Below are 26416 nucleotides of genomic sequence, written 5' to 3'. Positions count from 1 at the left end.
GGACTGCTAGGACGCGTTCAGCACCGTGCCGTTCAGCGTCACCCCGTCGGGCAGCGGCGTGCCGTTGTCGTCCATCTGCTTCAGGCTCACGGACTCATCGGGCTCGGTGACCCGGTCCTTGATCGTGGGCAGGTCGACCTCGGTGCCGGTCCGGCCTGCCGGGATGTTCACCCACAGAAAGACGGACGCCTTGGACAGCGGACGTTCCGGGTCGGGCTCCGCGACGGAGGCCTCCGCGAGCCAGTGCGGGTCCACGTCCTTGGTGGACAGCTCCGTTCCGGTGACCGGGACCGCGGTGAACACCGTCGAGAGGTCGATGTCGGCGGCCTCGGACAGCGACAGCCGCCACTTCAGGGTCTTGCCCTCCTTCACCTTGTCGGCGACCGGGGTCACGGCGACCTTGGGGGCGGGGTCGTCGTTGCGCACGGTGATCCCGCCCCGATAGGAGCCGACGACCGCACTGTGGATCGCCTTCACCACGATGTCGTGCTGGACGTCCGCGCCGTAGCGCGTGTCGCCCTTCACCTCGACCGGTACGTCGATGTCGTGGCCACCGGGCCGCACGGTCACGACCCGGTTCTTGGCGGTGCCGGTCGCCGGGTCGAAGACATACACCCGGACCTGGCCGCTGCCCTGCCCGGACACCTGGACCGGCACCCGGTAGGTACGGACGCCCGAGTCACCCTCGTCCACCGTCGCACGGCCCACGTCGACGCGCGGCAGCGCGGCCGCCCGTACCGCGGGAGTGCCGGGGCGCCAGCCCCAGGCGTCCATCAGCCAGGCCTGTCCCTTGCGTGAACGCGCCGTCAGCTCCATCGACTTGATGTGCCGCAGATCGAGCCCGGCCCGGGTGGCCGCCGCCAGCGGCATCCGCACCTCGCGGGCCCAGTACGACGCGGTCCTGTCGCTGCCCGGCAGGCCGTCCACATGGGCGCGGCCGAGGGTCGCCCTGCGGCCGTGGGTGTCGGTGACGGACACGTCCAACTGCGTCCCGGTGGAGTTCGGCGGCACGAACAGCCGCAGCGCCAGTGCCTTGGATCCGGTGAGGGACAGCGGCTCGGCCGTCTTCACCCGCACGGCGGAACCGGCGGACGTCCAGCGCAGCGCGATCGCGTGCCGCCCGGCCTCCTTGTCCGTCTCCCACATCGCGAAGTGCGGTGAGGCACCCTTGGCGCCCCGGCCCAGGCAGGCCACGGCCGGGCTGGGATCCACCGCGGAACACAGCTTGCCGCCGGTCACGGACACCTTGCCGTCCGGGAGGAACCCGGCACCGCGGTCGGCGCCGACCGCGTGGCTGAGGACCCGCGCGGGATCCGCGGACGGGGCCCGCCGTCCCGAGCCGTCGAGCAGCGGACGCACCCGGTCGTCACCGGCGACGAACAGCCGGGCCGCGGCCGCGATGTACGTGGCACCGGCCTTGTGCTGCTGGTCGGGGGTCAGCCGGGTGGCGGCGCGCTTCGAGCACACCGGGTCCCGGTGGTCCGGGTCGTCCCAGAAGTCGTCCTCCGCGGGGGCCTGTGCCTTGCCCGGAGTCCACTCGGTGTTGAAGTAGTTGTGGTTGGCGCCGATGACATAGACCGCGCTGTGCAGGGCGGTGCCGTTGCTGACCGCGCGGGTGCCGTCGACGTACACCTCGCCCTGAAGGTCGGAGACGTCGCCGTCACAGCCCGGCAGGATCGTCGTCGACGGCACGTCGGGCACCGGATTCTGGCCGAAGACGGTGGGGCCGATGAGAACGGTGCCGCTGATGTGCCAGCGCACCTTGCCGTGGTAGCCGTCCTGGTCGGCGGGCGGCGGGTACAGGCTGTCCAGCGCGGCCCGGTTCACGCCCTCGCCGCCGCGGGAGTGCCCGATCAGCAGCACCCGGGACAGGTCGGCGCGCGGCGCGTTCCGTACGACCGCCGGTGCCGATTCGGGATGGTCGGCCCAGTCGGCCCACTGGGCCAGGTGCAGCCGCACCAGCGACGAACGGGCCTGCGCTCCGCCGTCCTCGGCGGCGAAGTCCTGGCCGTTGATGCCGTTGGCCGCGATCGACACCGTCACATAGCCCTGCGAGGCCAGCAGCTTCTGGTCCCTCAGATAGCCGCGGTGGCTGGGCACCGGCTTGCTGCCTCGCGGGCAGGGCCACTCGCCGGTGACCTCGCCGTGCGGGACGTAGCAGGTGGAGTGGCGGCCGTGCAGGAACAGCGCGAGCGGGCGGTGGCCGGTGGCACCGGTCGGCGCCACCACCACGGCACGCATCTCGACCGGGGCCGAAAACCCGGGCAGACGCACGGACTTGAGGCTGTACTCACCGGTTGCCGTACGGTACGGACCCGGCTTGCCGGGGTCCACGGCGCCCGCGGGCAGCGGGGCCGGAGGCCTCGCCGCCGACCGGACATTACTTGCTCCGCCGGCTCCCGCGGCGTCCAGCCGCCGTCCGCCGGACCAGACTTCGAGGCTCTTCAGATCGGCCGGCCGGACGCCGTCGATGCCGAGCCGGAACGTGTGCTCGTCCTTCCCGGGTGCCGGGACTCCCAACAACCGGCCCCCGGACCGGAATTCGACCCGGGCGTCGCCCATCGGCACCGGAGCCGAGGACCGCCACACCAACTGGGGTGCCGTGGGCTTCCCGGCGATACGCCAGCCGGGTGGCAGACTCCCGTCGGTCACGGCCGCCAAGGGCTTGCTCTCAGGCGGCTGTTGAGCCTGCGCCGACCATCCCGAGGATCCTCCCGTCACCGCGAGCACCGCGGCGGCGGTGACCCATATTCGCCGGGCACGGACCACTGTTTCCCCTCCTCGCACGGCGAGTTCGGACGCCCCGGCCGTCCCGGGGGTCCCTCGCGCCCCGGAGGACGGAGAGGAGAGGCTGTGGGTTGCCTGTGCGGAGAGGGTGATCGCGACAATGGCCGAGACTGGTGGGGAGCCGGTGTGCAGGCCGGGGCGAGAGCCGTCGGGAAGCGGCCCTCACGCGCCTCGCATGCCCGGCGTCGCCCGCCCGGCCGTCAGGTCCAGGCGCGGTACGGCTCGTCGAGGAGCTGGAAGACCGGCTCGCCGCGGACGGGATCCTTGGCCGTGGACAGCCGGACGCGGTCCCCGCTGTGGATGCCCACCGGATGACCCATGACCCGGCCCCGAACGACGAACCCCTCGGCCATCTCGATCAGCGACACATTGCGCGCGGCGGGCGTGTTGCGGTGCACCACCGTGGAGTGCCTGACCGTGCCCGTGCCCTCGCTGCGCTCCGTGCGCAGTTCGCTGCCCTGGCACACCGGACACAGCAGCCGTTGGTACATCGCGGTGCCGCACCACGTGCAGCGCTGGTAGACGAGGGCGTCCCTGGTGTCGGCGGACGCGGACACGGGGTCGAGGACGCTCGTCGCGGAGCCGGCCGCCGGATGAACGACGCTTCCTGAGTGGTGGTACACGCTGGTCAACTCCCTGCGCTCGGCCGGAATCCCGCGTGCCGGCGCGGACCGTGCACGCATGTGCGCGGCTCACCGTGCCACCGTGCACGCCCACAGGGTATGGCACTGAGTGCCACTCGTAAAGGCACTCGGTACCCAGAATTTCAGTCGCGGCCCAGGGTCGACTCGATTTCCTGCACCATGCGCCACAGCGGGGCCCCGCGCCGGGAGACGAGCACGACCACGTCCTCGGGACTCCCGGACCGCTCCGCCTGTACGGAAGTGATGGGGCGTTCCGGACGTACCGGGAGCTTCTCGGTGGGTTCCGCCGCCCCCGGCCGACTGAAGGCGGACTGCACATAGCCGAGCGCGTGATCCACCGTGGCGCCGGCGTCGCCCTGGCCGTCCGAACGCAGCCAGGAGCGCAGCGCGTTGTTGTGCGCGGCGACCACCGCGGCCGCGATCACGTCGGCCTGGAGGGTCCCGTCGGGCCGCCCGGCGAAGCGCCCGCGGAGGTACTCCGCGAGCGCCCGCTCGTAGCGCCACACCACCGACAGTTCGTAGGCCCGCAGTCCCGGCACCTTCTTGGTGAGCCGGTAGCGCTGCACGGAGAAGGTGGGGTTCTCGGCGTACATCCGCAGTACCAGCCGGGCCGCGTCGCAGACCCGCCGCACCGGCTCCGTGTCCGCCTCGCTCCCGGCGAGAAACGCGGTCATGTCGGCCAGGCAGCGCTCGTGGTCGGGGAAGACCACGTCCTCCTTGGAGGGGAAGTAGCGGAAGAACGAGCGCCGGCCCACTCCGGCGAGTGCCACGATGTCGTCGACGGTGGTCTGCTCGTACCCGCGTTCCAGGAACAGCTGGAAGGCCGCCGCGACCAGGGCGTCCCGCATGGGCGGCTTCGCGGTCGCTGCCGCGCTGCTGGAGCTCATGGACGCGAACGTAGCACTCGATCGCAGCATATGGCACTCAGTGCAGGCTTGAGGGGGAACTGAGTGTCGGCCGACTCAGGCCAGGGTCACCTCCACCGGCAGCTTCTTGATGCCGTTCACGAAGTTCGAGCGGACCCGCGGCACTTCACCGGTGAGACGGATGCCCGCGAGCCGGGGGATGAGCTCTTCGAACATGATGCGGATCTCGGTGCGGGCGAGCAGATTGCCCAGGCACAGATGGGGGCTGCCCTTGCCGAAGGTGACGTGGTCGTTGTGCTGCCGGGCGACGTCGAAGTCGTACGGATTGCCGAACACCTCCTCGTCCCGGTTGCCGGAGGCGTACCACATGACGACCTTGTCGCCCTCCTTGATCCGCTTGCCGCCGAGCTCGACGTCGCGGGTCGCGGTGCGGCGGAAGTGGTACACGGGGGAGGCCCAGCGCAGGAACTCCTCCACTGCGGTGGGGATCAGGGAGGGGTCCTCCTGGAGGCGGGCGAGCTGCTCGGGGTGCCGGAGGAGGGCGAGCATGGAGTGGGTGATGGTGTGCCGGGTGGTTTCGTTGCCGGCGACCACCAGCAGCAGGAAGTAGTTGTCGAAGTCCCGCGGGGAGAGCGGGACACCGTCACGCGGGGTGGTGTTGACCAGCTTCGACACCAGGTCCGCGCCGTCCTTGCCGCGCCGCTGCCGGGCCAGCTCCCGCCCGTAGGCGAACACCTCCAGCGAGGCGGGGGAGCGGAACGGCAGGTCGCGGTACTGCTCGCTCTCCGCGCTGTGCAGCAGTACGTCCGCGTAGTCCGGGTCGGTGTTGCCGATGATCCGGTTGCCCCAGTCGATGAGCTGCTGGTTGTCCTCCGGCGGCACGTCCAGCAACCGCGCCAGCACATTGATGGGGAAATCGGCCGAGATCTCCTTGACGAAGTCGAAGCCGCCCTTGGCGAGCGCGGCGTCCAGCGTGGTCGCGGTCAGACCGCGCAGGAAGTCCGTGTAGCTGCTGATCACGCTCGCGCCGAACTGGCGCTGGATCACGCTGCGCAGCGCCCGGTGGCGGACGCCGTCGAGCTCCAGGATGGAGGCGCGCTTCTTGATCTGGTCGTCGTCGAGCTCCTCCAGGTTGACGAACCGGGACGAGGTGAACGTCTCGGAGTCCCGGTCGACCCGGGCGATGTCCGCGTGCCGGGTGACCGCCCAGAAGCCGGAGCCGGGCGCCTCCTCCGGCTGCCAGTGCACCGGGTCCTCGTGGCGCAGCGTATGGAACATCCGCCAGGGGGTGACCCCGTCGGTGAAGTTGTCCAGGTCGGCGAGATCGACGTCCGACAGGGGCATCGGGTCGCTCGCGGCGGCGGTCGGGATCTCGATGGTCATGAAATGGCTCCTCGGCGTCGGGGACGGCGTCACGGGCGGCGTCACGGGCGGTGTCACAGGTGGTAGGCGTACTCGGTGAACTCCCAGTCGGTGACGTGCCGTTGGAAGCGTTCGACCTCGTCGCGCTTGTAGGAGAGGAAGGACGTGGTGAAGTCCTTGCCGAGGACGTCGGCCAGGGCGGTGTCCGCCTCCAGCGCGTCCAGGGCGGCGGACAGGGTCGTCGGCAGCATGGCCGACCTGGCGGTGTCGTAGCCGTATCCCTCCAGCGGGGCCGGGGGCTCCTCGCCCGCCAGCACGCCGAGCAGAGTGGCGGCCGCGGTCCCGGCGATGGCGAGGTACGGATTGGCGCTCGCGTCGCCCAGCCGCAGCTCGAACCGGGCCCCGGAACCGCGCTCCGGCGGGATGCGGACCATGGCGCTGCGGTTGTCCAGGCCCCAGTCGATCAGCCAGGGGGCGAGGGTGTCGGGCCCGAAGCGCTTGTACGAGTTCACCGTCGGGTTGAGCAGCGCGGCCAGCGCCGGAGCGTGCGCGAGGACACCGGCGACCGCGTGGCGCGCGGTGCGCGAGAGGCCGTACGCCCCCGTCTGGTCGTCGAACGCGTTGCGGTCGTCGGGGCCGTCGCAGGACAGGTGCAGATGGAAGCCGGAGCCACCGGAGTCGTTGAACGGCTTGGCCATGAAGGTGGCGAGCCTGCCCTCGCGGCGGGCCAGCTCCTTGATCGCGGCCTTGAAACGGAAGGAGCGGTCGGCGGCCGACAGCGCGTCGGAGTGATCGAGGTTGATCTCGAACTGCCCGCCGTCGAACTCGTGGTTGCCGCTGATCACGCCGATGCCGAGGTCGCGTGCCTGGCGCAGGGTGCGCAGCAGGTGGTTGTCGGGGTCGGCGCGCAGTCCGGCGGTGTACACGACCCCGGGATTCCGGGCGTACCGGCGCCAGCCGCCGGCCGGGTCCGGTTCGCACAGGTAGTACTCCAGCTCCGGCCCGACGACCGGGTGCAGCCCGTGCTCGGCACAGCGGCCGAGGACCGTGCGCAGCAGGTCGCGGGGGGATTCGGGCGCCGGTGACCCGGTGGCAGGGTCGACGACCTCGGCGAGACAGGAGGCGACTCCGGGCTCCCAGGGCAGCGCGACCAGCGTGTCGAGGTCGGGTCGTACGGCGATGTCGGGCAGCCCGGCGTCCAGGCCGCCGCTGACCGGGACCACATCGCCCTGGGGGCTGGTGTGGTACACGGCCCGGCAGAAGGCGAGGCCGTGCTCCATGGCCCGGGGGAGCTCCTCGACCAGGAGGTCGCGCGCACGGTCGGTGCCGAGCAGGTCGGGATAGGTCACCCGGACCACGTCGGTGCCGTCGGCGGCGAGCCGTTCCATGTGGCGGCGGACTTCCTGGATGTCGTGAGCGCTCACCGTTGTCTCCTGGGGCGGACGTCGGGCACCTCCGGGACATGCGGTCCGGGAGGTGGGTGGCGTGTGGCGGCAGGGTCGGGGCGCGGTGGGGGAGAGATGGCTCCCAAGCGGCTCCCGGCATGCTGTTTGAAGCCAAACGGTATGGAGGGGTGGTCCGTGCCGCAAGGGGTTCGGGCCAAGAATTTATCCATCCGGATAGGTATTGACCAGGGGGTGACGGCTCCCTACCTTGTTTGAAGCCAAACGAGTTCGGGGCGCGGTCACCGCACCCCGTTGGCCGGGGCCCCTCCTGAGCCGGAGGGGCCCCACCCCCTTACTTCGCTTTTCCTTCGCCCCGCTCCGACGCCCTCACCCTCAGGAGGACCGGCCATGAAGGTCGTCGTCGACATGAACAAGTGCCAGGACCACGGCCAGTGCGTCTTCGCGGCGCCCGACGTCTTCCGGCTCGAAGCCGACGGACGCCTCGCCTACGTCGCCGACCCCCACGACGCCCTGCGCGACGAGGTCGAAGAGGCCGCCGACGTCTGCCCGCTGCAGGCCATCCGGATCGAGGACTGACCCATGAACGGTCGCATCGTCGTCGCCGGCGCCTCCATGGCCGGCCTGCGTGCCGCCGAACAGCTGCGTGCGGCGGGCTGGACCGGGGCCGTCACCGTCATCGGGGACGAGCCCCACATGCCGTACAACCGCCCTCCGCTCTCCAAGGAGGTCCTCGCCGGAAAGGCGCCCTTCGCGTCACTGGCCCTCCGCCCCCGCGCGAGCGTCGCCGACGTGGAGTGGCGCCTCGGCCGCAGGGTCGTCGCGGCCCGGTTCGCCGAACACACCGTCGAACTCGACGGCGGCGAGGTGCTCCCGTACGACGGTCTCGTCGTCGCCACCGGCATGCGGCCCCGGCGGCTGCGCTGCCCCGGTCCGCTCGCGGGCCGGCACACGGTCCGCACCCTCGCCGACGCCCAGGGCCTGCGCGAGGCGCTGACCCGGCCCGGCGCACGGGTGGTCGTGGTCGGCGCCGGCTTCATCGGCTGCGAGGTCGCCGCCACCGCCGTGGGACTCGGCGCCGCCGAGGTGACCGTCGTGGATCCGCTGCCCCTGCCGATGGTGGGCCCGCTCGGCGACCTCCTCGCCCGCGCGCTGCTCGCGCGCCACGAGGAGCGCGGGGTGCGCTTCGCGCTCGGCACGGGCGTCGCGGGCTTCGAGGGCGACGACCGGGTCACCGGTGTCGTGCTGAGCGACGGCTCGGTCCGGCCGGCCGACGTGGTGGTCGAATCGGTCGGTTCGGTCGCCAACACCGAGTGGCTGGACGGCAACGGCCTCGACCTGACCGACGGCGTCCTCACCGACGAGCTGCTGCGGGTCGGCGGCCGCCCGGAGGTCGTCGCGGTCGGCGACGTCGCCCGCTTCCCCAACGCCCGCTACGACGGCGTGCCCCGCCGGGTGGAGCACTGGTCCATCCCCACCGACACCGCGAAGCAGGCCGCGAAGGCCCTCGTCGCCCATCTCGTCGACGGTGAGCCGGAGCCGGCGCCGTTCGCGCCGCTGCCCACCTTCTGGAGCGACCAGCACGACTTCCGGCTGCAGTCCTTCGGCGCCCCCGCGCTCGGCCTCGCCGACGTCCGGGTCCTCGACGGCGACACCGACGGCGACCTTCTCGCCGGCTACCACCGCGACGGCCGCCTGGTCGGCGTCGTCGCGCTCGGCGGCCCCGGCGTCGCGTCCGCCGCCGCCCGCTACCGCGCCGAACTGCTGAAGCAGCCCGCCCTCACCGCGTAAGGAGCCTCAAGTGACCAGTGTCCGCGGTTACTTCCACCCCAAGACGGCGACGGGTGCCTCCTCGCTGATCCCCTCGCCGCCCTGGCACTACTCCGGCGACCTACTCACCGTCGAATACCGCACGGATCCCTCGCGGGTGCGTGAACTGCTCCCCGAACCACTGGAGTTGACCGACGAGGACCCCGGTGCGGTGGCCCTGATCTGGGCCGACTGGCAGTCCTGCTCCCAGTCGGGCCCGGAGCTGCTCGATCCGGTGCTGTCGCAGTACAAGGAGGCCTTCGCGGTCGTCCGGTGCAAGTACCGGGGGCAGACGTACTCGCGGTGCGTGTACATCTGGGTGGACAAGGACTTCGCGATCGCGCGGGGGCTGCACCAGGGGTATCCGAAGAAGCTCGGGTCCATTCACCAGACACGGCCGCATCCGTACGGGCCCGCTCCGCGGATCGAGGCGGGGGCGCGGTTCGGGGCGACGCTCGCGGCTGCCGACCGGCGGTTGGCCCAGGTGGTTGTGACCCTGAGGGAGCCTGCCGACACCAACGGGTTCGTCAACGGGCACTCCATGGCCCACCATCGCTGGCTGCCCTCGATCGCGAAGGGCAAGGGACTTGCGCTGGATGAGCTGATCGAGTCGGGGGCCGCTTCCTTCGAAGGTGGGCAACCGTGGGTCGGGGATGCGGAGTTGGAGTTGTTCGAGGCGCCCACGGAGGAGTTGGCGCAGCTGGAGATTCGTGAACCGATCGCTGCGTACTACCGGCAGGTCGGGGTGGTTTGGGACGGCGGTCGGCTGCTCGAAGCCGGTACGTCGGGGGCGTCTGCCGAGTGAGGTCGTGGGCGGCTGCGGGCCCGATGCGGCTGGTCGCGCCCGCGCGGCGGAGCCGCACATCGACACAGCCCCGCGCCCTGGGTTGGCTGCACATCCCCTCTCTTGAATGGAGCCCTTCTCTCATGACTGACAAGACCGTCGTTGCCGGAGTCACCGTCGACACCCGGCACTGGATCGGCGGCCGGCGCGTCGCATCCGATGACACCTTTACGGATCATTCGCCCATCGACGGGAGCGCCCTCGGCCAGATCGCCCGGGGCGGTCCCGCCGAGGCCGAAGCCGCCGTCGCCGCCGCCAAGGCCGCCTTCCCCGCCTGGGCCGCCACCCCCCGTGCCGAGCGGGCCCGCGTCCTGCACGCCATCGCCGACGGTGTCGAGAAGCGGATCGAGGACCTCGCGATCGTCGAGACCACGGACAACGGAGCCCTGCTCCGCTCGCACCGGCGCGGTGTGATGCCCCGCGTCGCCCACAACTTCCGCTTCTTCGCAAACTGGCTGCTCCAGCTCGACCACGAGGACTTCGAGACGCGCGGCCACACCAACCACGTCAGCTGGGACCCGGCCGGGCCGTGCGTGCTGATCACCCCGTGGAACGCCCCGCTGATGCTGGCCACCTGGAAGGTCGCCCCGGCCCTCGCCGCGGGGAACACCGTGGTCCTCAAGCCCGCCGAATGGTCCCCGCTGACCGCCTCGCTGCTGGCAGACATCGCCGCCGAGGCCGGACTGCCCGCCGGTGTCCTGAACGTCGTGCAGGGGTACGGTGCCGAGATCGGCAACGCCCTCACCGCGCACCCGGACGTCCGCCGCATCAGCTTCACCGGCTCGGTGCCGACCGCCCGGCGCATCGCCGCCTCGGCCGCCGCCCGCCTCACCCCGTTGAGCCTCGAACTGGGCGGCAAGTCACCGCTGCTGGTCTTCGCCGACGCCGACCTGGACCTGGCCGTCGACCTCGCGGTGGAGCAGTACGACAACGCCGGGCAGGTGTGTCTGGCGGCCACCCGCATCCTGGTCGAGGAGTCGGTCGCCGGCGAGTTCACCCGGCGCTTCACCGAGAAGGCCGCGCGGCTGAGGCAGGGCGACCCGCGCGACGAGGCCACCGACATCGGCCCGAACATCCACCCCCGCCAGCTGGAGAAGATCGACGGGTTCGTGCGGCGCGCGATCGAGGCGGGCGCCCGTGCCGTCATCGGCGGCCACCCCAAGGACGGCCAGTACTACGCGCCGACGCTCCTCACCGATGTCGCCCAGGACTCGGAGATCGTCCAGGAGGAGGTCTTCGGCCCGGTCCTCACCCTGCAGACCTTCGCCACCGAGGAGGAGGCCGTCCGCCTCGCCGACGACACCCGCTTCGGACTGGCCGCCACCGTCGCCACCGGCGACCGCGCACGCGCCGAACGCGTCACCGCGAGGCTGGTCGCGGGCACCGTCTGGGTCAACTGCTTCTTCGTACGCGACCTCCGGGCACCCTTCGGCGGCTCCCGCCTCTCCGGCGTCGGCCGCGAGGGCGGCACCTGGAGCTTCGACTTCTACTGCGACCTGAAGAACACCGTCACCGCCCCGAAGGGATGGAAGGACCATGGGTGAGATCGTCGGGGCGGGACTGCTCGCCCACGTCCCCACCATCGTGCTGCCCGAGGCCGACCGGCTGGAGCTCAACGGGGGCAAGGAGATCACCCTCGTCACCGGCCTCGAGCAGCTGCGCCGGGACGTCTTCGAGCGGGATGCCGCCCATGAGTACGACACCGTCGTCGTCCTCGACTCCCACTGGGCGACCACCGTCGAGTTCGTCGTCACCGCCCAGCACCGCCGCGCGGGCCTGTTCACCTCCGAGGAACTGCCGCGCGGCATGTGCCGGATGCCGTACGACTTCCCCGGCGACCCCGAACTCGCGCACAACGTGGCGCAGTTCGCCGACAGGCACGGCACCTGGATCACCCCGATCGACGACGACTACCTGCCGATCTACTACGCCACCATCAACCTCTGGAAGTTCCTCGGCGAGGGCCTTGCGGACAAGCGGTGGGTGACCGTCGGCGTCTGCCAGACCGGCGACATGGAGGACCATCTGCGTCTCGGCCGGGCGCTTGCGGACGGCATCGCCGCCACCCCGGGGCGCCGGGTGCTGCTGATCGCCTCGGGTGCGCTCTCGCACACCTTCTGGCCCCTGCGGGAGTTGCGCGACCACGAGGCCAGCGACCCCGTCCACATCTTCACGCCCGAGGCGCGCGCGGCGGACGAGGAGCGGATCGCCTGGTTCAAGGAGGGCCGCCACGACAAGGTCCTCGACAGCATGGACGAGTTCTGGAGGTTCAGGCCGGAGGCGAAGTTCTTCCACTACCTGATGATGGCGGGCGCACTCGGCGAGCAGGCCTGCGTGGCCAGGGCCCGTCAGTACGGCGCGTACGAGAACTCCGTCGGCACCGGCCAGGTGCACCTCTGGTTCGACCGCCCCGCCGAGGGCTGGACCGGCACCGGTCCGTCCGTGCCGTCCTCCCCCCGCACCCCGCACAGCCGCGTCTGAGGAGCCCCGACCATGCCCGAATACCGCCGCATCCTCCTCGACGGCGCCGCCGTCCAGGTCACCGTCGACGGCGAGGAACTCGTCGCCGGGGACGGCCGCCGCGTCAAGACCGGGGACGCCCGGCACCTTCCCCCGGTCGTTCCGTCCAAGGTGATCGCCGTCCACCTCAACCACCGCAGCCGGGTTGAGGAGTTCCGGATCGACCTCCCGGACACCCCGACCTACTTCCACAAGCCGACCTCGTCCCTCAACTCCCACCGGGGCGCGATCGTCCGGCCCGAGGGCTGCAAGTGGCTGAACTACGAGGGAGAGGTCGCCATCGTCATCGGGCGGACCGCGCGCAACGTCTCCCCGGCCGAGGCGGGCGAGTACATCGCCGGCTACACCGTCGCCAACGACTACGGACTGCACGACTTCCGCGACACCGACGCCGGCTCGATGCTCCGGGTCAAGGGCTCCGACACCCTGTGCCCGCTCGGGCCCGGCCTGGTCACCGACTGGGACTTCCACGGCAAGCGGCTGCGCACCTACGTCAACGGCGAGGTGGTGCAGGACGGTTCCACCGACGAGATGAAGTGGGACATGCACTATCTCGTCGCCGACATCGCCCGGACGATCACCCTGTACCCCGGTGACGTCCTGCTGTCCGGCACCCCGGCCAACTCCCGCCCCGTCCGGCCGGGCGACGTGGTGGAGGTGGAGGTCGAGGGCCTGGGCAGGCTCACCAACCATGTCGTCACCGGGCCCACCTCGGTCCGCTCCGACGTCGGCGCCCAGCCCACCGAGTCCGAGGAAGTGCTGTCCACGGCGCTCGGCGGGGACTGGGAGTTCCGCGGCATCCGGCCGCCGCGGCGATGAGGTGAACGGCGCGGGTAGGGTCACGTCCATGAGCGAGCCCGCCGGTGAGCAGCGCCCCCGCAAGCGCGTGAAGAACTACGGAGCCGGCCGGGAGGCCCTGCTCGACGCCGCCGTGCGCGTGGTGGCCCGCGGCGGGCTGCGCAGGCTGACGTACCGGGCCGTCGCGGAGGAGGCCGGGGTCACCCACGGGCTCGTCGTGCACCACTTCGGCTCCCGGGACGCGCTGATCGAGGAGGCGCTCGCACACGCCGTGCGCTCCTCCCTGAGCAGCAGCGCCCTCGAACCCGGCACGGGTGAGATCGCCGATTTCTCCGTCGGCCTGGCGGACATGGTGGAGTCCGGTCCCGACCTCCAGGCGTTCCAGTACGAGCTGCTGCTGGAGGCGCGCCGCCGCCCGGAGCTGCTGCCGCATCTGCGGGGCCTGTACGAGGAGTACTTCGAAGCCACCCGGCGCGAGCTGTCCCAGATGCTGTCCCGGCCGGTCGACCGGGGTCTGTCCCGGCTGGTCTTCGCCGCGCTGGAGGGCCTGGTGCTGCACCAGCTCGTCTTCGGCGAGCGGGACGTCACCGAGGAGGCCCTGGCCGAGCTGCGCGCCCTGCTGCGTGACCTGGGCGAACGGTCGTCCGGGGCCGACGTCTGAGGGTGGTCCGGCACGGCACCCCCGTCGCGCCCGCGGCGGGGGTTTCCGCTGCGTAAATTCCTCCCTCGACCCCTTGCCATATGGATAGTTCCAGCCCAACATGAGGCAACTCGTTTGGCTCAAAACGAAACCTCCCTCCCCTCCTCAGCAGGTGATCCGAGTGGACAGTCAGACGGTCGACGCAGCACCCCGGGCCAAAGAGGCCCCCCAGGCAACGGGCACCCTCAAGCGCAACGCCCTGGGAGTCCTGGGCATCCTCTTCTTCGTCCTCTCCGCACAGGCGCCGCTCACCGGCATCGCGGGCGCCGTCCCGATCGCCGTCGCGGTCGGCAACGGCCCCGGGGCCCCGGCCGCCTACGCCGTCGCCGGCGCGGTGATCCTGCTGTTCTCCGTGGGCTTCGTGGCCATGGGCCGGCACGTGGTGAACGCGGGTGCCTTCTACACCTACATCGGCAAGGGCCTCGGCCGGACCACGGGCAGCGGCAGCGCCGCCGTGGCCCTGTTCGCCTACTGCACGGTCCAGGCCGCGATGTACGGCCTGTACGGCTTCACGGTCGGCGGCCTGGTCCAGCACTACGGCGGGGTGCAGATCTCCTGGTGGGTGTGGGCCCTCGTGACCATGGTCGTCGTGCAGGCGCTGGGCGCCGCGGGCATCGAGATCGGCGCCAAGGTGCTCGCCGTGTTCGTCCTGGCCGAGTTCAGCATCCTGCTCGCCTTCGCCGTGGTCACCCTCGTCAAGGGCGGCGGCCCCGAGGGCCTCGGCGTCGCCCACACCTTCTCGCCGGGTGCCGTACTGCAGGGCGCCCCGGGCGTGGCGCTGATGTTCGCCGTCGCGTCGATGTTCGGCTTCGAGGCCACCGCCATCTACGGCGAGGAGGCACGCGAACCGCACCGGACCGTGCCCCGGGCCACCTATCTCTCGGTCGCCGTGGTCACCGGCTTCTTCGCCTTCACCTCCTGGATGCTCGTCTCCTCCTACGGCCCCTCCAAGGTCACCGAGGCCGCGGGCAAGGCGCTGGCGGGCGGCGACTCCACGGTGTTCGTCTTCGCACCCATCGCGAACCAGTTCGGCGGCTGGGTCAACGACGTGCTGCCCGTCCTGCTGGGCACCTCGCTGTTCGCCGGCATCCTCGCCTTCCACAACTCCGCCAACCGCTATCTGTTCTCCCTCAGCCGCGAGGGCCTGCTGCCCGGCCGGCTGCGCTCCCTCAACCGGCGCCACTCGCCAGGGGCCGCGGGCGCGGTACAGACCGCGATCGCCGTGCTGCTGGTCATGCCGTTCGCCGTCGCGGGCAAGGACCCGGTCCTCACCCTCTTCTCCTGGTTCAGCGGAGTCGGGGTCCTCGCCTGCATGCTCCTGTACTTCCTGACCTCGGTCTCCGTGATCGTCTTCTTCCGCCGTGAGCGGCTCGACACCCGGCGCTGGAACACCCTGATCGCCCCCGCCCTCGGCGCTCTCGGCATCGCCGCCGTGATCTGGGTGGTCCTGGCGAACTTCACCACCCTCATCGGCGGCGACGCCACCACGGCCACCTGGCTCGTCCTCGCCGTCCCCGCGGTGCTGCTCCTGGGCGCCGCCGCCGCGCGCGTCGTCCACGCCCGGACCGCCGGCCACTGACGCACCCCCGCCGGACCCGGCTCCCCCGGGAGCCGGGCCCCATATCCTCGAACGGAACACCATGCTGGACGTCACCCATGACGAACTGCTGCGCCGGGCCAAGGCACTCGACCTGCCCGCGCGGCACCACATCGACGGGAGGGACGAAGCCGGGGGAGGGGCGACGTTCGCGGTCGTCTCGCCCCGCGACGGGCAGATCCTCACCCACGTCCCCGACGCGGGGACGGCCGAGGTCGACCACGCCGTCGCCGCCGCCCGCCGGGCCTTCGACTCCGGCCCCTGGCCGCACCTCGCCCCCGCCGAGCGCGGCCGGGTGCTCCTCCGGATCGCCGAACTCCTCGAAGAGCAGCGGGAGAGGCTCGCCCTCACCGTCAGCCTGGAGATGGGCAAGCCGATCACCGACGCCTACGACATCGAACTGCGCGCCGCCATCACCACCTTCCGCTGGTACGGCCAGCTCGCCGACAAGCTCACCGACGAGTCCCCGCACACCTCCCCCGACGCCCTCGCCCTCGTCACCCGCGAGCCCGCCGGAGTCGTCGGCGCCGTCGTCCCCTGGAACTTCCCCCTCACCCTGGCGAGCTGGAAGGTCGCCCCGGCCCTCGCCGCCGGCTGCACCGTCGTACTGAAGCCGTCCGAGTCCTCCCCGCTGTCCGCCCTGCTGCTCGGCCGGATCGGCACGAAGGCCGGTCTGCCGCCGGGTGTGCTCAACGTCGTCACCGGCGACGGCCCCACCGCGGGCCGGGCGATCGGCCTGCACCCCGACGTGGACGTCCTCGCCTTCACCGGCTCCACCGCCGTCGGCCGCCACTTCCTGCGCTACTCCGCCGACTCCAACCTCAAGCGCGTCTGGCTCGAACTCGGCGGCAAGTCACCGAACATCGTCCTGCCCGACGCCCCCGACCTGGACCGGGCCGCCGCCACCGCCGCCTGGGGCATCTTCTTCAACCAGGGCGAGATGTGCACGGCACCCTCCCGGCTCCTCGTCCACTCCTCGATCGCCGAACGCGTCACCGAGACCGTCGTACGAAGGGCCCGGGAACTGCGCGTCGGCGACCCGCTCGACCCGGCCACCGAGATGGGAGCCCTGGTCGGCGAGGCCCACCTGGGCCGCGTCCTCGACCACATCGCCACCGCCGGGGCCGAGGGCGCCCGGCTGCGCACCGGCGGCGAGCGCACCCTGACCGCGACCGGCGGCAGCTACCTCGGCCCCACCGTCTTCGACGCGGTCACCCCCGGGATGCGCCTGGCCCGCGAGGAGGTCTTCGGCCCGGTGCTGTCGGTCCTCGCCTTCGACGAACTCGACGAGGCGGTACGGCTCGCCAACGCGACCGAGTACGGACTCGCGGCCGGGCTGTGGACCTCCGACCTGTCCACCGCGCACCGGGTCTCGCGGCAGCTGAAGGCGGGCACGGTCTGGGTCAACTGCTACGAGGAGGGCGACCTGACCGTCCCCTTCGGCGGCATGAAGCAGTCCGGCAACGGCCGGGACAAGTCCGTCCACGCCCTGGAGAAGTACACCGAGCTCAAGACGACCTGGATCCAGCTGTGACCCGCCCCCTGATCGCCATCCCCGCCCGCTTCAGCGCGACCACCTCCGCCCTGCGGTACGCGGCCGAGGTCAACGCCCGCGCCCTGATCGAGGCCGTGTGGCGGGCCGGCGGCGAACCCGTAAGCCTCCACCCCGCGGACACCGGCGTGGCCGACCGGCTCGCCCGCTTCGACGGCGTCCTGCTCCCCGGCGGCGGCGACCTCGCCCCGCACCGCTACGGCGCGACCGACACCCACGACACCGTCTACGACGTCGACGACCTCCAGGACGCCTTCGACCTCCGGCTCGCCCGCCACGCGCTGGAGTCGGGCCTGCCCCTGCTCGCCGTCTGCCGCGGCCTGCAGGCGGTCAATGTGGCCCTCGGCGGCAGCCTGGAGCAGGACATGGGCGGCCCGGAGCGGGAGCACCGCCACCTCGCCCACCCGGTACGGATAGGGCGCGGCACCCTGCTGGAGCAGGCCACCGGCGCGGAGAAGGCGGACGCCTCCTGCTACCACCACCAGCGCGTCGACCGGCTCGGCAGCGGACTGACGGTCACGGCGACCGCCGAGGACGGGACCGTCGAGGGCCTCGAACTCGCGGCTGCCCCGGGCTGGTTCACGGCCGTGCAGTGGCACCCGGAGGACACGGCGCACCGGGACCCGGCCCAGCAGGCACTCTTCGACGCCCTGGTACGAGCCGCCCGGAGCCGGGCCTGAGCACGGCCCCCGAGTTCACGCCTTGGGCCGCCGCCCGCTGCGCCGGGGGGCGGGCTCGGCGCCGTCCAGCAGCTGCCGGCGCCGCTCCTCGCCGTGCTCCTCCACCTGGAGGACGACCTGCCGCAGCCCCTCCGCGAGGCTGCGGCACCCGTCGTCGTCCAGCCGCGCGGTGACGAACGCCTCCTCCTCGTTGAACTCCGGGAACACCCGCCGCATCAGGTCCTCGCCCTTGTCGGTCAGGCTCAGCAGGACCAGCCGGCCGTCCTGCGGATGCCCGGCCCGGCGCAGCAGCCCGCGCGACTCCAGGGTGCGCGCCACGCCCGTGAGCGTGCCCTTGGAGATCCCGGCCTCCTCCGCCACGTGCCGGGTCTCCGACTCGCCCCACACCCACACCACCCACAGGACCACGAACGCCGTCCAGGTCAGGTCCGAGCCGCGCAGCACGGAGTTCTCCAGGTGCTGGCGCACCGCCGAGGCGGCCCGGTAGATGTTGGCCACGGCCGCCATCTGTTCCCGGCGGATCGGGATGCCGCCGAGCTTCTCCGAGACGAGCCTCTCGGCTTCGGTGATGGATCGCTGGCCGGGCACGGGCGCTCCTTCGGGTCGCTGAGCGGACACCGCACGGCCGGGGCCGGCCGTGGATGATCGTTCGGACTCAAAGTGTACGGACGTCTCCCGCGTGGCCGATGCCCCTGGGGCTGGGGCTGGGGCTGGGGCCGGGGTGCGGGGGCCGGGGGTCGGAGCCGCCCGCGCGGCAACATAACCTTTCCGCACCTGCCCGCCCGATGCCCGAGGAGCCCCCATGCCCGCCGCCGGCCCCCGTGTCCTCTACGTCACCGACCTGGCGTACCCGGCCCGCGGGCGGCGCTACTGCGACGAGGACATCTTCCTGACCTCCCGGCTGCGCGAGCACTTCGACCTGGCGCTCTGCCATCCGCCGGCCGCGACGGCGCTGATGGACGGCTTCGACGCCGTGGTGATCCGCAACAGCGGTCCGGTCCTCGGGTACCAGGAGGCGTACGACGCCTTCCGCGCGCGGGCGCTGAGCGACGGGACACGGGTCTACAACCCGCTCACCGGCCGGGCGGACATGGCCGGAAAGCAGTATCTGCTCGATCTCACCGCGGCCGGCTTCCCTGTCATCCCCACCGTGGACCGGGCCGAGGACCTGCACCTGCTGCCGGCCGCCGAACGCTATGTGGTCAAGCCCAGGCTCGGCGCGGACTCGATAGGCCTGGAGATCGTCCCCGCCGACCGGCTGCGCGACCTGGCCGACGGGACCGTGCTCGTCCAGCCGTGCGTGGACTTCGCCTACGAGGTGTCGTTCTACTTCGTCGACCACGACTTCCAGTACGCCCTGTACGCGCCGGACGCCGCGCAGCGCTGGCGGCTGGAACCCTACGAACCCACGCCCGAGGACCTGGAGTTCGCCCGGCGCTTCATCGACTGGAACGGCCTCGAACACGGCATCCAGCGCGTCGACGCCTGCCGAGCCCCGGACGGCGGTCTCCTGCTGGTCGAGCTGGAGGACCTCAACCCGTATCTGTCCCTGGACGCCCTCACGGACGACACCAGGGAGGCCTTCGTCGCCGCGATGACGAAGTCCCTGCGCCGCTTCGTCGGGAGCGGGCCCGGCCCTGTCCGACGCTGAACCGGCGCGACGCCCCTTCCGTATCTCCTCACGGGGATCGCGGAAGGAGAGCAGTGTGTCGACACCGCCCGACCCTGAACAGCCGTCCCACGGCCCGGCCCTGGAACCCGTCCGCGTCCTGCGCCTGCGGCGCTTCGACGCCCTCGCGGAGCTGATGCGGGAGATGCGGCAGGACGCCGAGGACGCCGAGGGCGCGGAGGGCGCGGAGGATGCCGAGAGCTACGAAGCCGTCGCGAACCCGCGGTGGCGCAACGTCGCCGAGGACGAGACCCAGGAACTGCCGCCCCTCGGCCACGCCCGGCACACGACACCGGTCGGCGGCCGTTTCGGCTTCGGCACCGGTCTGCGCCGGGCCGGCGTCGTGGTCGCGGTGTCCGCGGCCGCACTGGTCGGCTTCGGCTGCGCGCTGCTGCTGCCCGGCCGAGGAGACGCCGCCACCGCCGCCCCGCCCGCCGCTCCGCCCACGACCGCCCCCGCCACCCCCAGCACCACCGCCACGGCCACCTCGGCCACCGACCCGGACGGTCCGGGCACACTGCGCCAGGGCGACAGCGGCCCCGAGGTCACCGAACTCCAGCAGCGCCTGCTGGCCGTCCCGGACGTCTACCGCGGCGGCTCCACCGACGGCCACTACGACACCGTCCTCACCGAGGCCGTCGCCCGCTTCCAGCTCTGGTACGGCATCTCCGGGGACGAGACCGGGGTCTACGGCAACGACACCCGCCGGGCACTGGAGTCCCGCACGAGCCTCGACGGCGGCTGACGGGCGCACGGAGGCGTCGTACCTGGTCACCCGCTGGAATGACATCACCGCCGGATACTCGAACGCCCGGCAACGACTGCGGAAAAGCGCGGTGACCGAAATCCCCCTGTACGTCACCATGGTGCACCTGACGTACGGCTTTCTGCCGCCCTGATCCGAAGGCGTCCCCGATGAGCGGCTCCCGCATCCCGGGCCTCGTGCTGCCCGCCGTTTTCCTGATCGCCCTCGTCGTGGGCCTGTGCTGGTACTGGTGGCACCGCGACGAGGACTGACGGCCGCGCCCTACGTCTCCGCCGGAGGCACCCGGATGTCCAGGACGCACACGTCGTCCCGGCGCTCGCCCTCCAGCATCGAGCCGAGCAGCGTGTCCAGGGAGCCGGCCCCCTTGTCGTCATGGGCGAGGGCGGCCTCGGCGAGACGGGCCAGGCCCGTGTCGAGATGCTCGCCCGGCCGCTCTACCAGACCGTCGGTGAACAGCAGCAGCCGGTCCCCGGGTTCCAGCCGGCACTCCGCGGCATCGAACTTCGGGGACGTGCTCGCCCCGAGCAGGATGCCGTCGGGACGGTCCAGATAGCGCGCCTCGCCGCGGCGCACGAGCAGCGGTGGCAGGTGACCCGCCTGGGCCCACTTGAGCCGGTGCTCCTTCGGCGCGTACCGGGCGAGGACCATGGTGGCGGTCGTGTTGCTGTCCCTGGAGTGCAGCAGCAGGGTGTTCAGCCGGGCGAGCGCCCCGGTCAGCGAGGAGCCCGTGCTGACCATGCCTTTCGCGGTGAAGCGGAGCTGGGCCATGGTGGCCACGGCGTCGATGCCGTGGCCCGCCACGTCGCCGATCACGAACAGCGCGTCCTCGTCGGGCAGTTCGATGGCGCTGAACCAGTCGCCGCCGACATGGATCTCCGACCAAGCGGGCAGATAGGCGACTTCGACGCGCAGTCCGGCCAGTCGCACGGGTGCCTTCGGCAGCGGCAGCAGCGCGTGCTGGAGCCGGGTGGCCAGCGCCCGTTCGGCCTGTAGGATCCCGCGCTGCAGCAGGATGGCCCGCTCGCTCTCCACCAGCGCGAGTTCGGCGCTGCGCTGCGCGGTGAGGTCCTGTATGAAGCCGTGCACCTCGACGGGCGTGCCGTCCGGGTCCGCCACCGCTTCGGCGACGGCGCGCAGATGCCGTATGCCGGAGCCGGACCTGATCCGGAAGGGCACGTCGAACGGCTCCCCGGCGCGGACGAGTTCGGTGACGGCGTGGGACAGCGCGGGAGCGTCCTCGGGCAGCGCGAGGTCCGGCAACTGCCGGAGGCGGACCGGGCCGCGCGCGGGGTCCCGGCCCAGCAGGGCGTAGACCTGGGGCGACCAGGTCGCCTCACGGGTGGCCAGGTTCCAGCTCGCCCAGCCGAGGTTGCCCAGCCGCTGCACGTCCGCCAGCCGCTGCTCCTGCCGGGCCGTGGGGTCGTGCCGGACCCAGCTGACCAGCAGTCCGTCGCCCAGCCGCGTCGCCTGCACCGAGTACGTGGCGGTCTCCCGCACCCCGTCGACGACCTCGTGATAGGCGAACGGCTCGCCCTGGTACGGCTCCTTGCCGGCGAGCGCCGTCAAGTACCCCTGCCACAGCGGCTCGCCCGCGACCGACGGGTAGCACTCGAGGATGCGCAGGCCGAGCAGCTCACGCCCGGTCCGGCCGAGGACGTCGACGGCCCGCGGGGTCGCGGCGTCGATCCGGTAGTCCTCCACCTCGCCCGATGCGCCGCGCAGCGGGGTCAGCAGGACCGCCGCGCCCGGGAGCGCGTCGAACACCGCCTGCACCGTGTCGGCGACACCCTCGTCGGTGCGCCCCTGCGCCTGGTCGAACGCGCGCAGCCGGCCGGCGCAGAGCCGCGCGGCGGCCCGTAGGAGTTCCCGGTCGCGCGCGGTGAAGGGGCCGGCCGGCCGGCGCAGGACGCCCAGCGCCACCTCGGCCGTGCCGCCCGTCGGCACGGGCAGCCAGGCACGCGACAGCCACCGCTCGGGAGGATTCCCGATCAGCAGGTAGCGGTCCCGGTCCGTGGCGAAGTCCTCCAGCCAGCGCGGCTCCCGGGCTCGCAGCGCGTCCAGCGCGGCGACTCCGCTCAGCGGCGGCACATGGCGCCACTGGCCCGCGAAGGTCTCGTCGAGGCCTGCGTGTCCGACGAGTTCGAGTCCGCCGTCGGGCCGCAGCGCATAGAGCACGACGGCGTCGGCGCCCACGTCCGGACCGAGGTGTGCCAGCAGTGACCCGGCGAGTTCCTGCGGCGAGTCGACGCGTACCAGGGCCTTGCCGAGACGGGCGAGGACCTCGGAGCGCTCGTCGGTCCCGGCGGCCGGGGTGTCCCATGGGGCGCTCCCCTCGGGCCGGACGGGACCGGACCCGGTGCCGGCCGCGACCCCGGTGGAGTCCGTGGCGTCGCAGGCGTGGGCCAGGGGCGGCATCAGCGCGCCGAGCGTGAGCAGGCACTCCTCGACGAGGGTGCGGTGTCCGGTCCTGGCGCGTTCGACGAGTTCCTCGTGCGCGGTGTCCGGGGAGCAGCCCGTCATGGCCATCAGCGCACCCTTGGCGCGCTCCAGTACCGCCGAGGTCGCCGTCTGCTCCCGCAGCAGGTCAATCTCCGCCCGCTGTCTGGCCACCACCCTGGCCAGCGCCGCCAGGTCGGGGACGGTGCCACTCTGCGCCGGTGGTGCGGGCTCACTCGTCACGAAGCGAGCATCGCACACCTGGGTCCGTCCGCTCATACCTCTGGGAATCGAGGCCTGTGGGCATCCGGCTTCGCTCCGCCGGCCGGTGACCGGCAGGTCAGCGACCGGTGCTGTGTCCGACGAGGGCCTCGGTGACCGCTCGGACGCTGCGCGCGATGTGCTGCAGCTGCATGACCTCGGCTGCGTACAGCTTGATCGTGTGCTCGATGACCGACTCGGGTATCCCCAGCACGGGCAGCTCGGCCCGCGCGGTCTGCAGCGCCGTCCGTGCCACCCGGATCTCGTGCTGGACCTGGATCTGCGCGTGCCGGGCGAGCAGCACGGGGTGACGGATGAGCGCCGGATAGCTGGCGTAGCGGGCCGGTACCAGCTCGCGCAGCCACTTGGCAGCCGAGCGCTCCCAGTCATAGCTGCCGGGCGTCTTGACCTGGCAGGGCCAGTCCTGGCTGATGCGCGTGGTGGTCGTCAGGGTCATGATCATCGCTTCCGGGTGTGCGGTGTGCGGCGTCGTGAGGGGTGGTCCGACGGATTCTGGGGCGGCCCCGGTCTAGGGGATGACCGGGGCCGCCACCACGGGCGAGCCGCGCAGGCGTCGCCCGACCGAACACCCCTGGCACCGACGTGGGTAGGGACGGCGGCTGGGGGTGTCCGTTCTGGGGCCCCGGGCGTCGGGCGCCGGCGCGGCGGGTGGTGCTGCGTGCGCATGGGCGGTCCGTCGGCTTTCTCGGGGCGGGTGCGATCCGTGAGCAGTATTTATATATGCCGTCGCCTTTGCAAGACGTATGAAAACATTCATGCGCGATATGAGGTGAATGATCCCCGTACAAGGCTTTGTGGACGAAAGGGGAGGGAACCGCCGGGTCGGTGGCGGTCGGACCGGTGTCAGTCCTTGAGGAAGAACTGGTGCTGCTCGGCGACCTGCTCGTAGTCCTCGAGGCGGGCCTGGGTGCGCTCCGGGTCGGCGTCGGTCATGGCCTGGAGCAGCGCGGCGGACATCACGTTGGGCGCGGCATAGGAGTCGAAGACCAGGCGGGAGCCGGTGCCGGTGGTGAAGGTGACGTCGGCCTCGTCGGCCAGCGGCCCGAGCGCCAGGTCGGTGATCAGGGCGACCCGCAGGCCCGCGCCGCGCGCGACCCGGATCGCGGTCAGCGTCTCCTGCGCGTGCCGCGGCATCCCGAACGCCAGCACCCAGGTGCCGCCCGCCTCGCGCGACTGCAACAGCGCGTCGTAGGCGACGGTGCCGCCCCGGGTCACCAGCCGTACGTCGGGGTGGATGCGGCGGGCGGCGTAGGCGAAGTACTCGGCCAGCGACACGGAGATGCGCAGCCCGAGCACGGTCAGCGGGGTCGACCGGGACAGCTCGCGGCCGAGCCAGATGACCCGGTCGGGGTCGGCGAAGTCGCGCCGGAGGTTCTCCAGGTTCTGGATCTCGGCGTCGACGGCGGCCTGGAGTTCGTTGCTGCGGTCCTCGTCGGCCGCGCCGGGACCGCCGGCGAGGGTGCGCAGGGCGATCGACTGGAGCTTCTCCCGTAGCGCGGGGTAACCGCTGAAGCCGACCGCGGCGGCGAACCGGGTCACCGACGGCTGGCTGACGCCCACCCGCTCGGCGAGATCGGTGATCGACAGGAACGCGGCCTCGGTGATGTGCTCGATCAGGTACTGGGCGATGCGGCGCTGCCCCGGGGACAGCCGCGGGCCGTCGAAGAGCTCCCTGAGCTGGGAGGTCGGTGCAGCTACCGCCTCCGGAACGGTCTTGCCCGAGGTGATCGCGGACGCCTGCGCGCGTGCATGCTGCGGCGATGACACCGGTGCGCCTCCTTTGTCTCCCACGAAACCTCAACATAGCTCACGGACCGTGGTGACCAGGGGTTGTGCGAGAGCTCCGGATCGGCTCCGAGACGGACGCACGGTTTGCGGTGCGGACCTGCCCCCCGGGTCAGCGTCGGTAGATCGTGATCGAGTGACCGACTTCGTCGATCCGATGAGCAGTCTTGATCAATTCGGCCAGTTTTCCGCGTGCCTTGGCGACCCATGAGTCCGACACCACCAGCAGCCCGTGCACGTCGTCCTCCGGCACCTTGCGCGGATCGGACGCGTGGACACCGTAGTACGACGGCACGGCACTGCCCTTGTACACGAGCCAGACCCGTTCGCCCCGGTACCGCCGCTCCAGCCGGTCGGCGAGCCGGCCCAGGTCCTGGCCCCAGTCCACGTTGGAGTCGTGCAGCCGCAGATGGGTCTTCGCCGGTCCGCCGAACGCCTCGTTGGAGTACGGCAGGTAATACGGGTACGTCCGCAGCGAACTGACGGCGACGAAGGCCACCAGCGCCCCGGCCGCCACCGGCACCCACCGCCACCGCACGGCGAGCACGCAGCCGCCCGCGACCGCGAGGAACATCGGCATGAACAGGGCGTACCGCGTGCCGAAGTCCCGCGACCCGGTCATCGCCGCGGCCAGCAGCACGGCGGGCGGGACGAGCAGATACGGCGCGGCGGGCCGCAGCCGCCGTACCGCGACGACCACCACGGCGCCCGCCGCCCACAGCGCGAGCATGCCCAGCGGGGTCTTCACCAACAGGGCGGCCGGGAGGTAGTACCAGAGCGAGCCGGTGTAGAGGCGGCCGAACAGATAGCCCTGCCAAGGAAGGTTCTCCAGGCCGAACTGGGCACGCATCCCGGCCCGGAACGCCCCCGGGAACGGCATGAGTTCGACCAGGCGCTCGTGCAGCCCGCGGATGACCGGCACCGGCTCGGCGGGGGAGAACCGCAGCCGCGGGTCGATGGCGAGATACGTCGCCCATACGACGGCGACCGCGACGAGCGCCACCACGGCCGCGCCCGCCAGACCGAGCGCGAGAGCCCTGCGGCGCTCGGCGCGACCCTCCGGACGGCGGGCGTGCCACACGGACACCAGGGCCAGCGCCATCAGCACCGGAATCGCGGGCAGCGCGCTCATCTTGGTGGCCACCCCCGCCCCGAGCGCCGCACCGGCGAGCGGCAGATACGGTCCGGGCCCGCGGCGGGCCCGCCACACCAGCCACGCCGACGTCAGCACGAACCCGGCCGTGGGCACGTCCAGCGTGGCCAGCGAACCGTGCGCGACGACATCGGGGGAGAAGGCGTACAGGGCCAGGGCCGTCAGCCCGGCCGCCGTACCGGCGACCTCGCGCGCGAACGCCAGGACGACCAGCCCGAACAGCATCGTCAGCGCGATCACCGGCAGCCGGGCCCACAGCATCAGCCGCCACGGGTCGTTCCCCGACTCGTACAGCAGATGCCGCCCCACCTGCCCCTGACTGCCGGGGAACGAGGCGTCGTAGTGCGGGTCGGCGACCGCCACCCCCGCCATGATCACGAGTTTGCCGAGCGGCGGGTGCTCGGGGTTGTAGCGCAGCCGATGCTCGTGCAGATAGTCGGTGGCCGTGGCGACGTACACCGGTTCGTCGATCGTCGGCGTCTGCTGCGCCGCCGCGGTCACCATCGCCACGGCCATCTGGGTGAGCATCAGCACCACGAGGAGCGGCACCAGCCACCGCCGGCGCCGCCGCAGGCCGTCGTACAGGCGGGCGGGCGCAGCCGCCCACTGTGCCTGCTGTCCACCGCCGTCACGGACCTCGGGATCGAGGACCGGTTGCTGTTCCCGCGCCATCATCCGCCCTGCGCCGACAGCCACCGCAAGGTGGCGGGAGCGATCAGTCGCCGTGTCATGGCCTTACTGTCGCAGCGCTCCCGCCGCCAGG

General features: G+C 72.0%; 22 protein-coding genes. 12 read left to right on the top strand and 10 right to left on the bottom strand.

Annotated elements, in window-relative coordinates; translation table 11 throughout:
* Positions 1 to 6 precede the first annotated feature (6 nt).
* From ACFY1J_RS12060 to ACFY1J_RS12040, 5 genes are all read right to left on the bottom strand, one after another.
* On the bottom strand, positions 7 to 2769 hold the full coding sequence (locus tag ACFY1J_RS12060) for a hypothetical protein (RefSeq protein ID WP_390731167.1): 2763 nt from the start codon (positions 2767 to 2769) through the stop codon (positions 7 to 9).
* Between the two features lie 218 nt (positions 2770 to 2987).
* Positions 2988 to 3410, bottom strand: coding sequence for a Zn-ribbon domain-containing OB-fold protein (locus ACFY1J_RS12055; protein WP_390706245.1), 423 nt, complete (start codon positions 3408 to 3410; stop codon positions 2988 to 2990).
* A gap of 143 nt (positions 3411 to 3553) precedes the next feature.
* Positions 3554 to 4318 (bottom strand): TetR family transcriptional regulator, encoded by a 765-nt coding sequence (locus ACFY1J_RS12050; protein WP_390731166.1) that lies wholly within the window; start codon positions 4316 to 4318, stop codon positions 3554 to 3556.
* A 75-nt stretch (positions 4319 to 4393) separates the two neighbouring features.
* Positions 4394 to 5680 carry a cytochrome P450 gene (locus tag ACFY1J_RS12045; protein ID WP_390731165.1) on the bottom strand — a complete coding sequence of 429 codons (1287 nt, stop codon included), beginning with the start codon at positions 5678 to 5680 and terminating at the stop codon, positions 4394 to 4396.
* Between the two features lie 53 nt (positions 5681 to 5733).
* Entirely contained in the window at positions 5734 to 7083 is a 1350-nt protein-coding gene (locus tag ACFY1J_RS12040) for a glutamine synthetase family protein (RefSeq protein ID WP_390731164.1), read from the bottom strand.
* A 369-nt stretch (positions 7084 to 7452) separates the two neighbouring features.
* Here ACFY1J_RS12040 and ACFY1J_RS12035 point away from each other — a divergent pair, with 369 nt between their 5' ends.
* The 10 genes from ACFY1J_RS12035 to ACFY1J_RS11990 all read left to right on the top strand — a co-directional run bounded on the left by ACFY1J_RS12035 (position 7453) and on the right by ACFY1J_RS11990 (position 17562).
* Positions 7453 to 7641, top strand: coding sequence for a ferredoxin (locus ACFY1J_RS12035; RefSeq protein WP_390731163.1), 189 nt, complete (start codon positions 7453 to 7455; stop codon positions 7639 to 7641).
* A gap of 3 nt (positions 7642 to 7644) precedes the next feature.
* A complete protein-coding gene (locus ACFY1J_RS12030) occupies positions 7645 to 8853 on the top strand; it encodes an NAD(P)/FAD-dependent oxidoreductase (protein WP_390731162.1) in 1209 nt (402 codons plus the stop codon).
* A 10-nt stretch (positions 8854 to 8863) separates the two neighbouring features.
* Complete coding sequence (locus ACFY1J_RS12025; protein ID WP_390731161.1) at positions 8864 to 9676, top strand: acetoacetate decarboxylase family protein; 813 nt, start codon at positions 8864 to 8866, stop codon at positions 9674 to 9676.
* 122 nt (positions 9677 to 9798) lie between these two features.
* A complete protein-coding gene (locus ACFY1J_RS12020) occupies positions 9799 to 11259 on the top strand; it encodes an aldehyde dehydrogenase (RefSeq protein WP_390731160.1) in 1461 nt (486 codons plus the stop codon).
* A complete protein-coding gene (locus ACFY1J_RS12015; protein WP_390705935.1) occupies positions 11252 to 12196 on the top strand; it encodes a 3,4-dihydroxyphenylacetate 2,3-dioxygenase in 945 nt (314 codons plus the stop codon). The genes ACFY1J_RS12020 and ACFY1J_RS12015 overlap by 8 nt, the downstream gene beginning before the upstream one ends.
* Positions 12197 to 12208: 12 nt before the next feature.
* Positions 12209 to 13054, top strand: coding sequence for a fumarylacetoacetate hydrolase family protein (locus ACFY1J_RS12010; protein ID WP_390705936.1), 846 nt, complete (start codon positions 12209 to 12211; stop codon positions 13052 to 13054).
* Positions 13055 to 13082: 28 nt separating this feature from the next.
* The gene (locus ACFY1J_RS12005) at positions 13083 to 13694 is read left to right on the top strand and encodes a TetR/AcrR family transcriptional regulator (protein WP_390705937.1); all 612 of its coding nucleotides are present in this window, start codon (positions 13083 to 13085) and stop codon (positions 13692 to 13694) included.
* A gap of 160 nt (positions 13695 to 13854) precedes the next feature.
* Positions 13855 to 15312 (top strand): APC family permease, encoded by a 1458-nt coding sequence (locus ACFY1J_RS12000; RefSeq protein ID WP_390705938.1) that lies wholly within the window; start codon positions 13855 to 13857, stop codon positions 15310 to 15312.
* 61 nt (positions 15313 to 15373) lie between these two features.
* Positions 15374 to 16864, top strand: coding sequence for an aldehyde dehydrogenase (locus tag ACFY1J_RS11995; RefSeq protein WP_390731159.1), 1491 nt, complete (start codon positions 15374 to 15376; stop codon positions 16862 to 16864).
* The gene (locus ACFY1J_RS11990) at positions 16861 to 17562 is read left to right on the top strand and encodes a gamma-glutamyl-gamma-aminobutyrate hydrolase family protein (RefSeq protein ID WP_390731158.1); all 702 of its coding nucleotides are present in this window, start codon (positions 16861 to 16863) and stop codon (positions 17560 to 17562) included. The genes ACFY1J_RS11995 and ACFY1J_RS11990 overlap by 4 nt, the downstream gene beginning before the upstream one ends.
* 15 nt (positions 17563 to 17577) lie before the next feature.
* Here the strand turns inward: ACFY1J_RS11990 and ACFY1J_RS11985 are convergent, their stop codons facing one another.
* Positions 17578 to 18150 carry a MarR family winged helix-turn-helix transcriptional regulator gene (locus tag ACFY1J_RS11985; protein ID WP_390731157.1) on the bottom strand — a complete coding sequence of 191 codons (573 nt, stop codon included), beginning with the start codon at positions 18148 to 18150 and terminating at the stop codon, positions 17578 to 17580.
* Positions 18151 to 18364: 214 nt separating this feature from the next.
* On the opposite strand from ACFY1J_RS11985, the gene ACFY1J_RS11980 reads away from it, so the two are divergent.
* On the top strand, positions 18365 to 19213 hold the full coding sequence (locus tag ACFY1J_RS11980) for a hypothetical protein (protein ID WP_390705942.1): 849 nt from the start codon (positions 18365 to 18367) through the stop codon (positions 19211 to 19213).
* 55 nt (positions 19214 to 19268) lie between these two features.
* Positions 19269 to 19976 carry a peptidoglycan-binding protein gene (locus ACFY1J_RS11975; protein ID WP_390731156.1) on the top strand — a complete coding sequence of 236 codons (708 nt, stop codon included), beginning with the start codon at positions 19269 to 19271 and terminating at the stop codon, positions 19974 to 19976.
* A gap of 282 nt (positions 19977 to 20258) precedes the next feature.
* Here ACFY1J_RS11975 and ACFY1J_RS11970 read toward each other — a convergent pair whose 3' ends face one another.
* From ACFY1J_RS11970 to ACFY1J_RS11955, 4 genes are all read right to left on the bottom strand, one after another.
* The gene (locus tag ACFY1J_RS11970) at positions 20259 to 22676 is read right to left on the bottom strand and encodes a SpoIIE family protein phosphatase (protein WP_390731155.1); all 2418 of its coding nucleotides are present in this window, start codon (positions 22674 to 22676) and stop codon (positions 20259 to 20261) included.
* A gap of 97 nt (positions 22677 to 22773) precedes the next feature.
* Positions 22774 to 23157, bottom strand: coding sequence for a hypothetical protein (locus tag ACFY1J_RS11965; protein WP_363297995.1), 384 nt, complete (start codon positions 23155 to 23157; stop codon positions 22774 to 22776).
* Positions 23158 to 23558: 401 nt separating this feature from the next.
* On the bottom strand, positions 23559 to 24482 hold the full coding sequence (locus tag ACFY1J_RS11960; RefSeq protein ID WP_390705945.1) for a MurR/RpiR family transcriptional regulator: 924 nt from the start codon (positions 24480 to 24482) through the stop codon (positions 23559 to 23561).
* Positions 24483 to 24612: 130 nt separating this feature from the next.
* Positions 24613 to 26328 carry an ArnT family glycosyltransferase gene (locus ACFY1J_RS11955; protein ID WP_390731228.1) on the bottom strand — a complete coding sequence of 572 codons (1716 nt, stop codon included), beginning with the start codon at positions 26326 to 26328 and terminating at the stop codon, positions 24613 to 24615.
* Positions 26329 to 26416 lie beyond the last annotated feature (88 nt).

This window comes from Streptomyces sp. NPDC001406 (assembly GCF_042895285.1).
In the GTDB taxonomy this organism is placed as follows: Bacteria; Actinomycetota; Actinomycetes; order Streptomycetales; family Streptomycetaceae; genus Streptomyces.
Note: the sequence above shows the minus strand (reverse complement) of the source record. Positions and strands in the feature narration are given on the sequence as shown.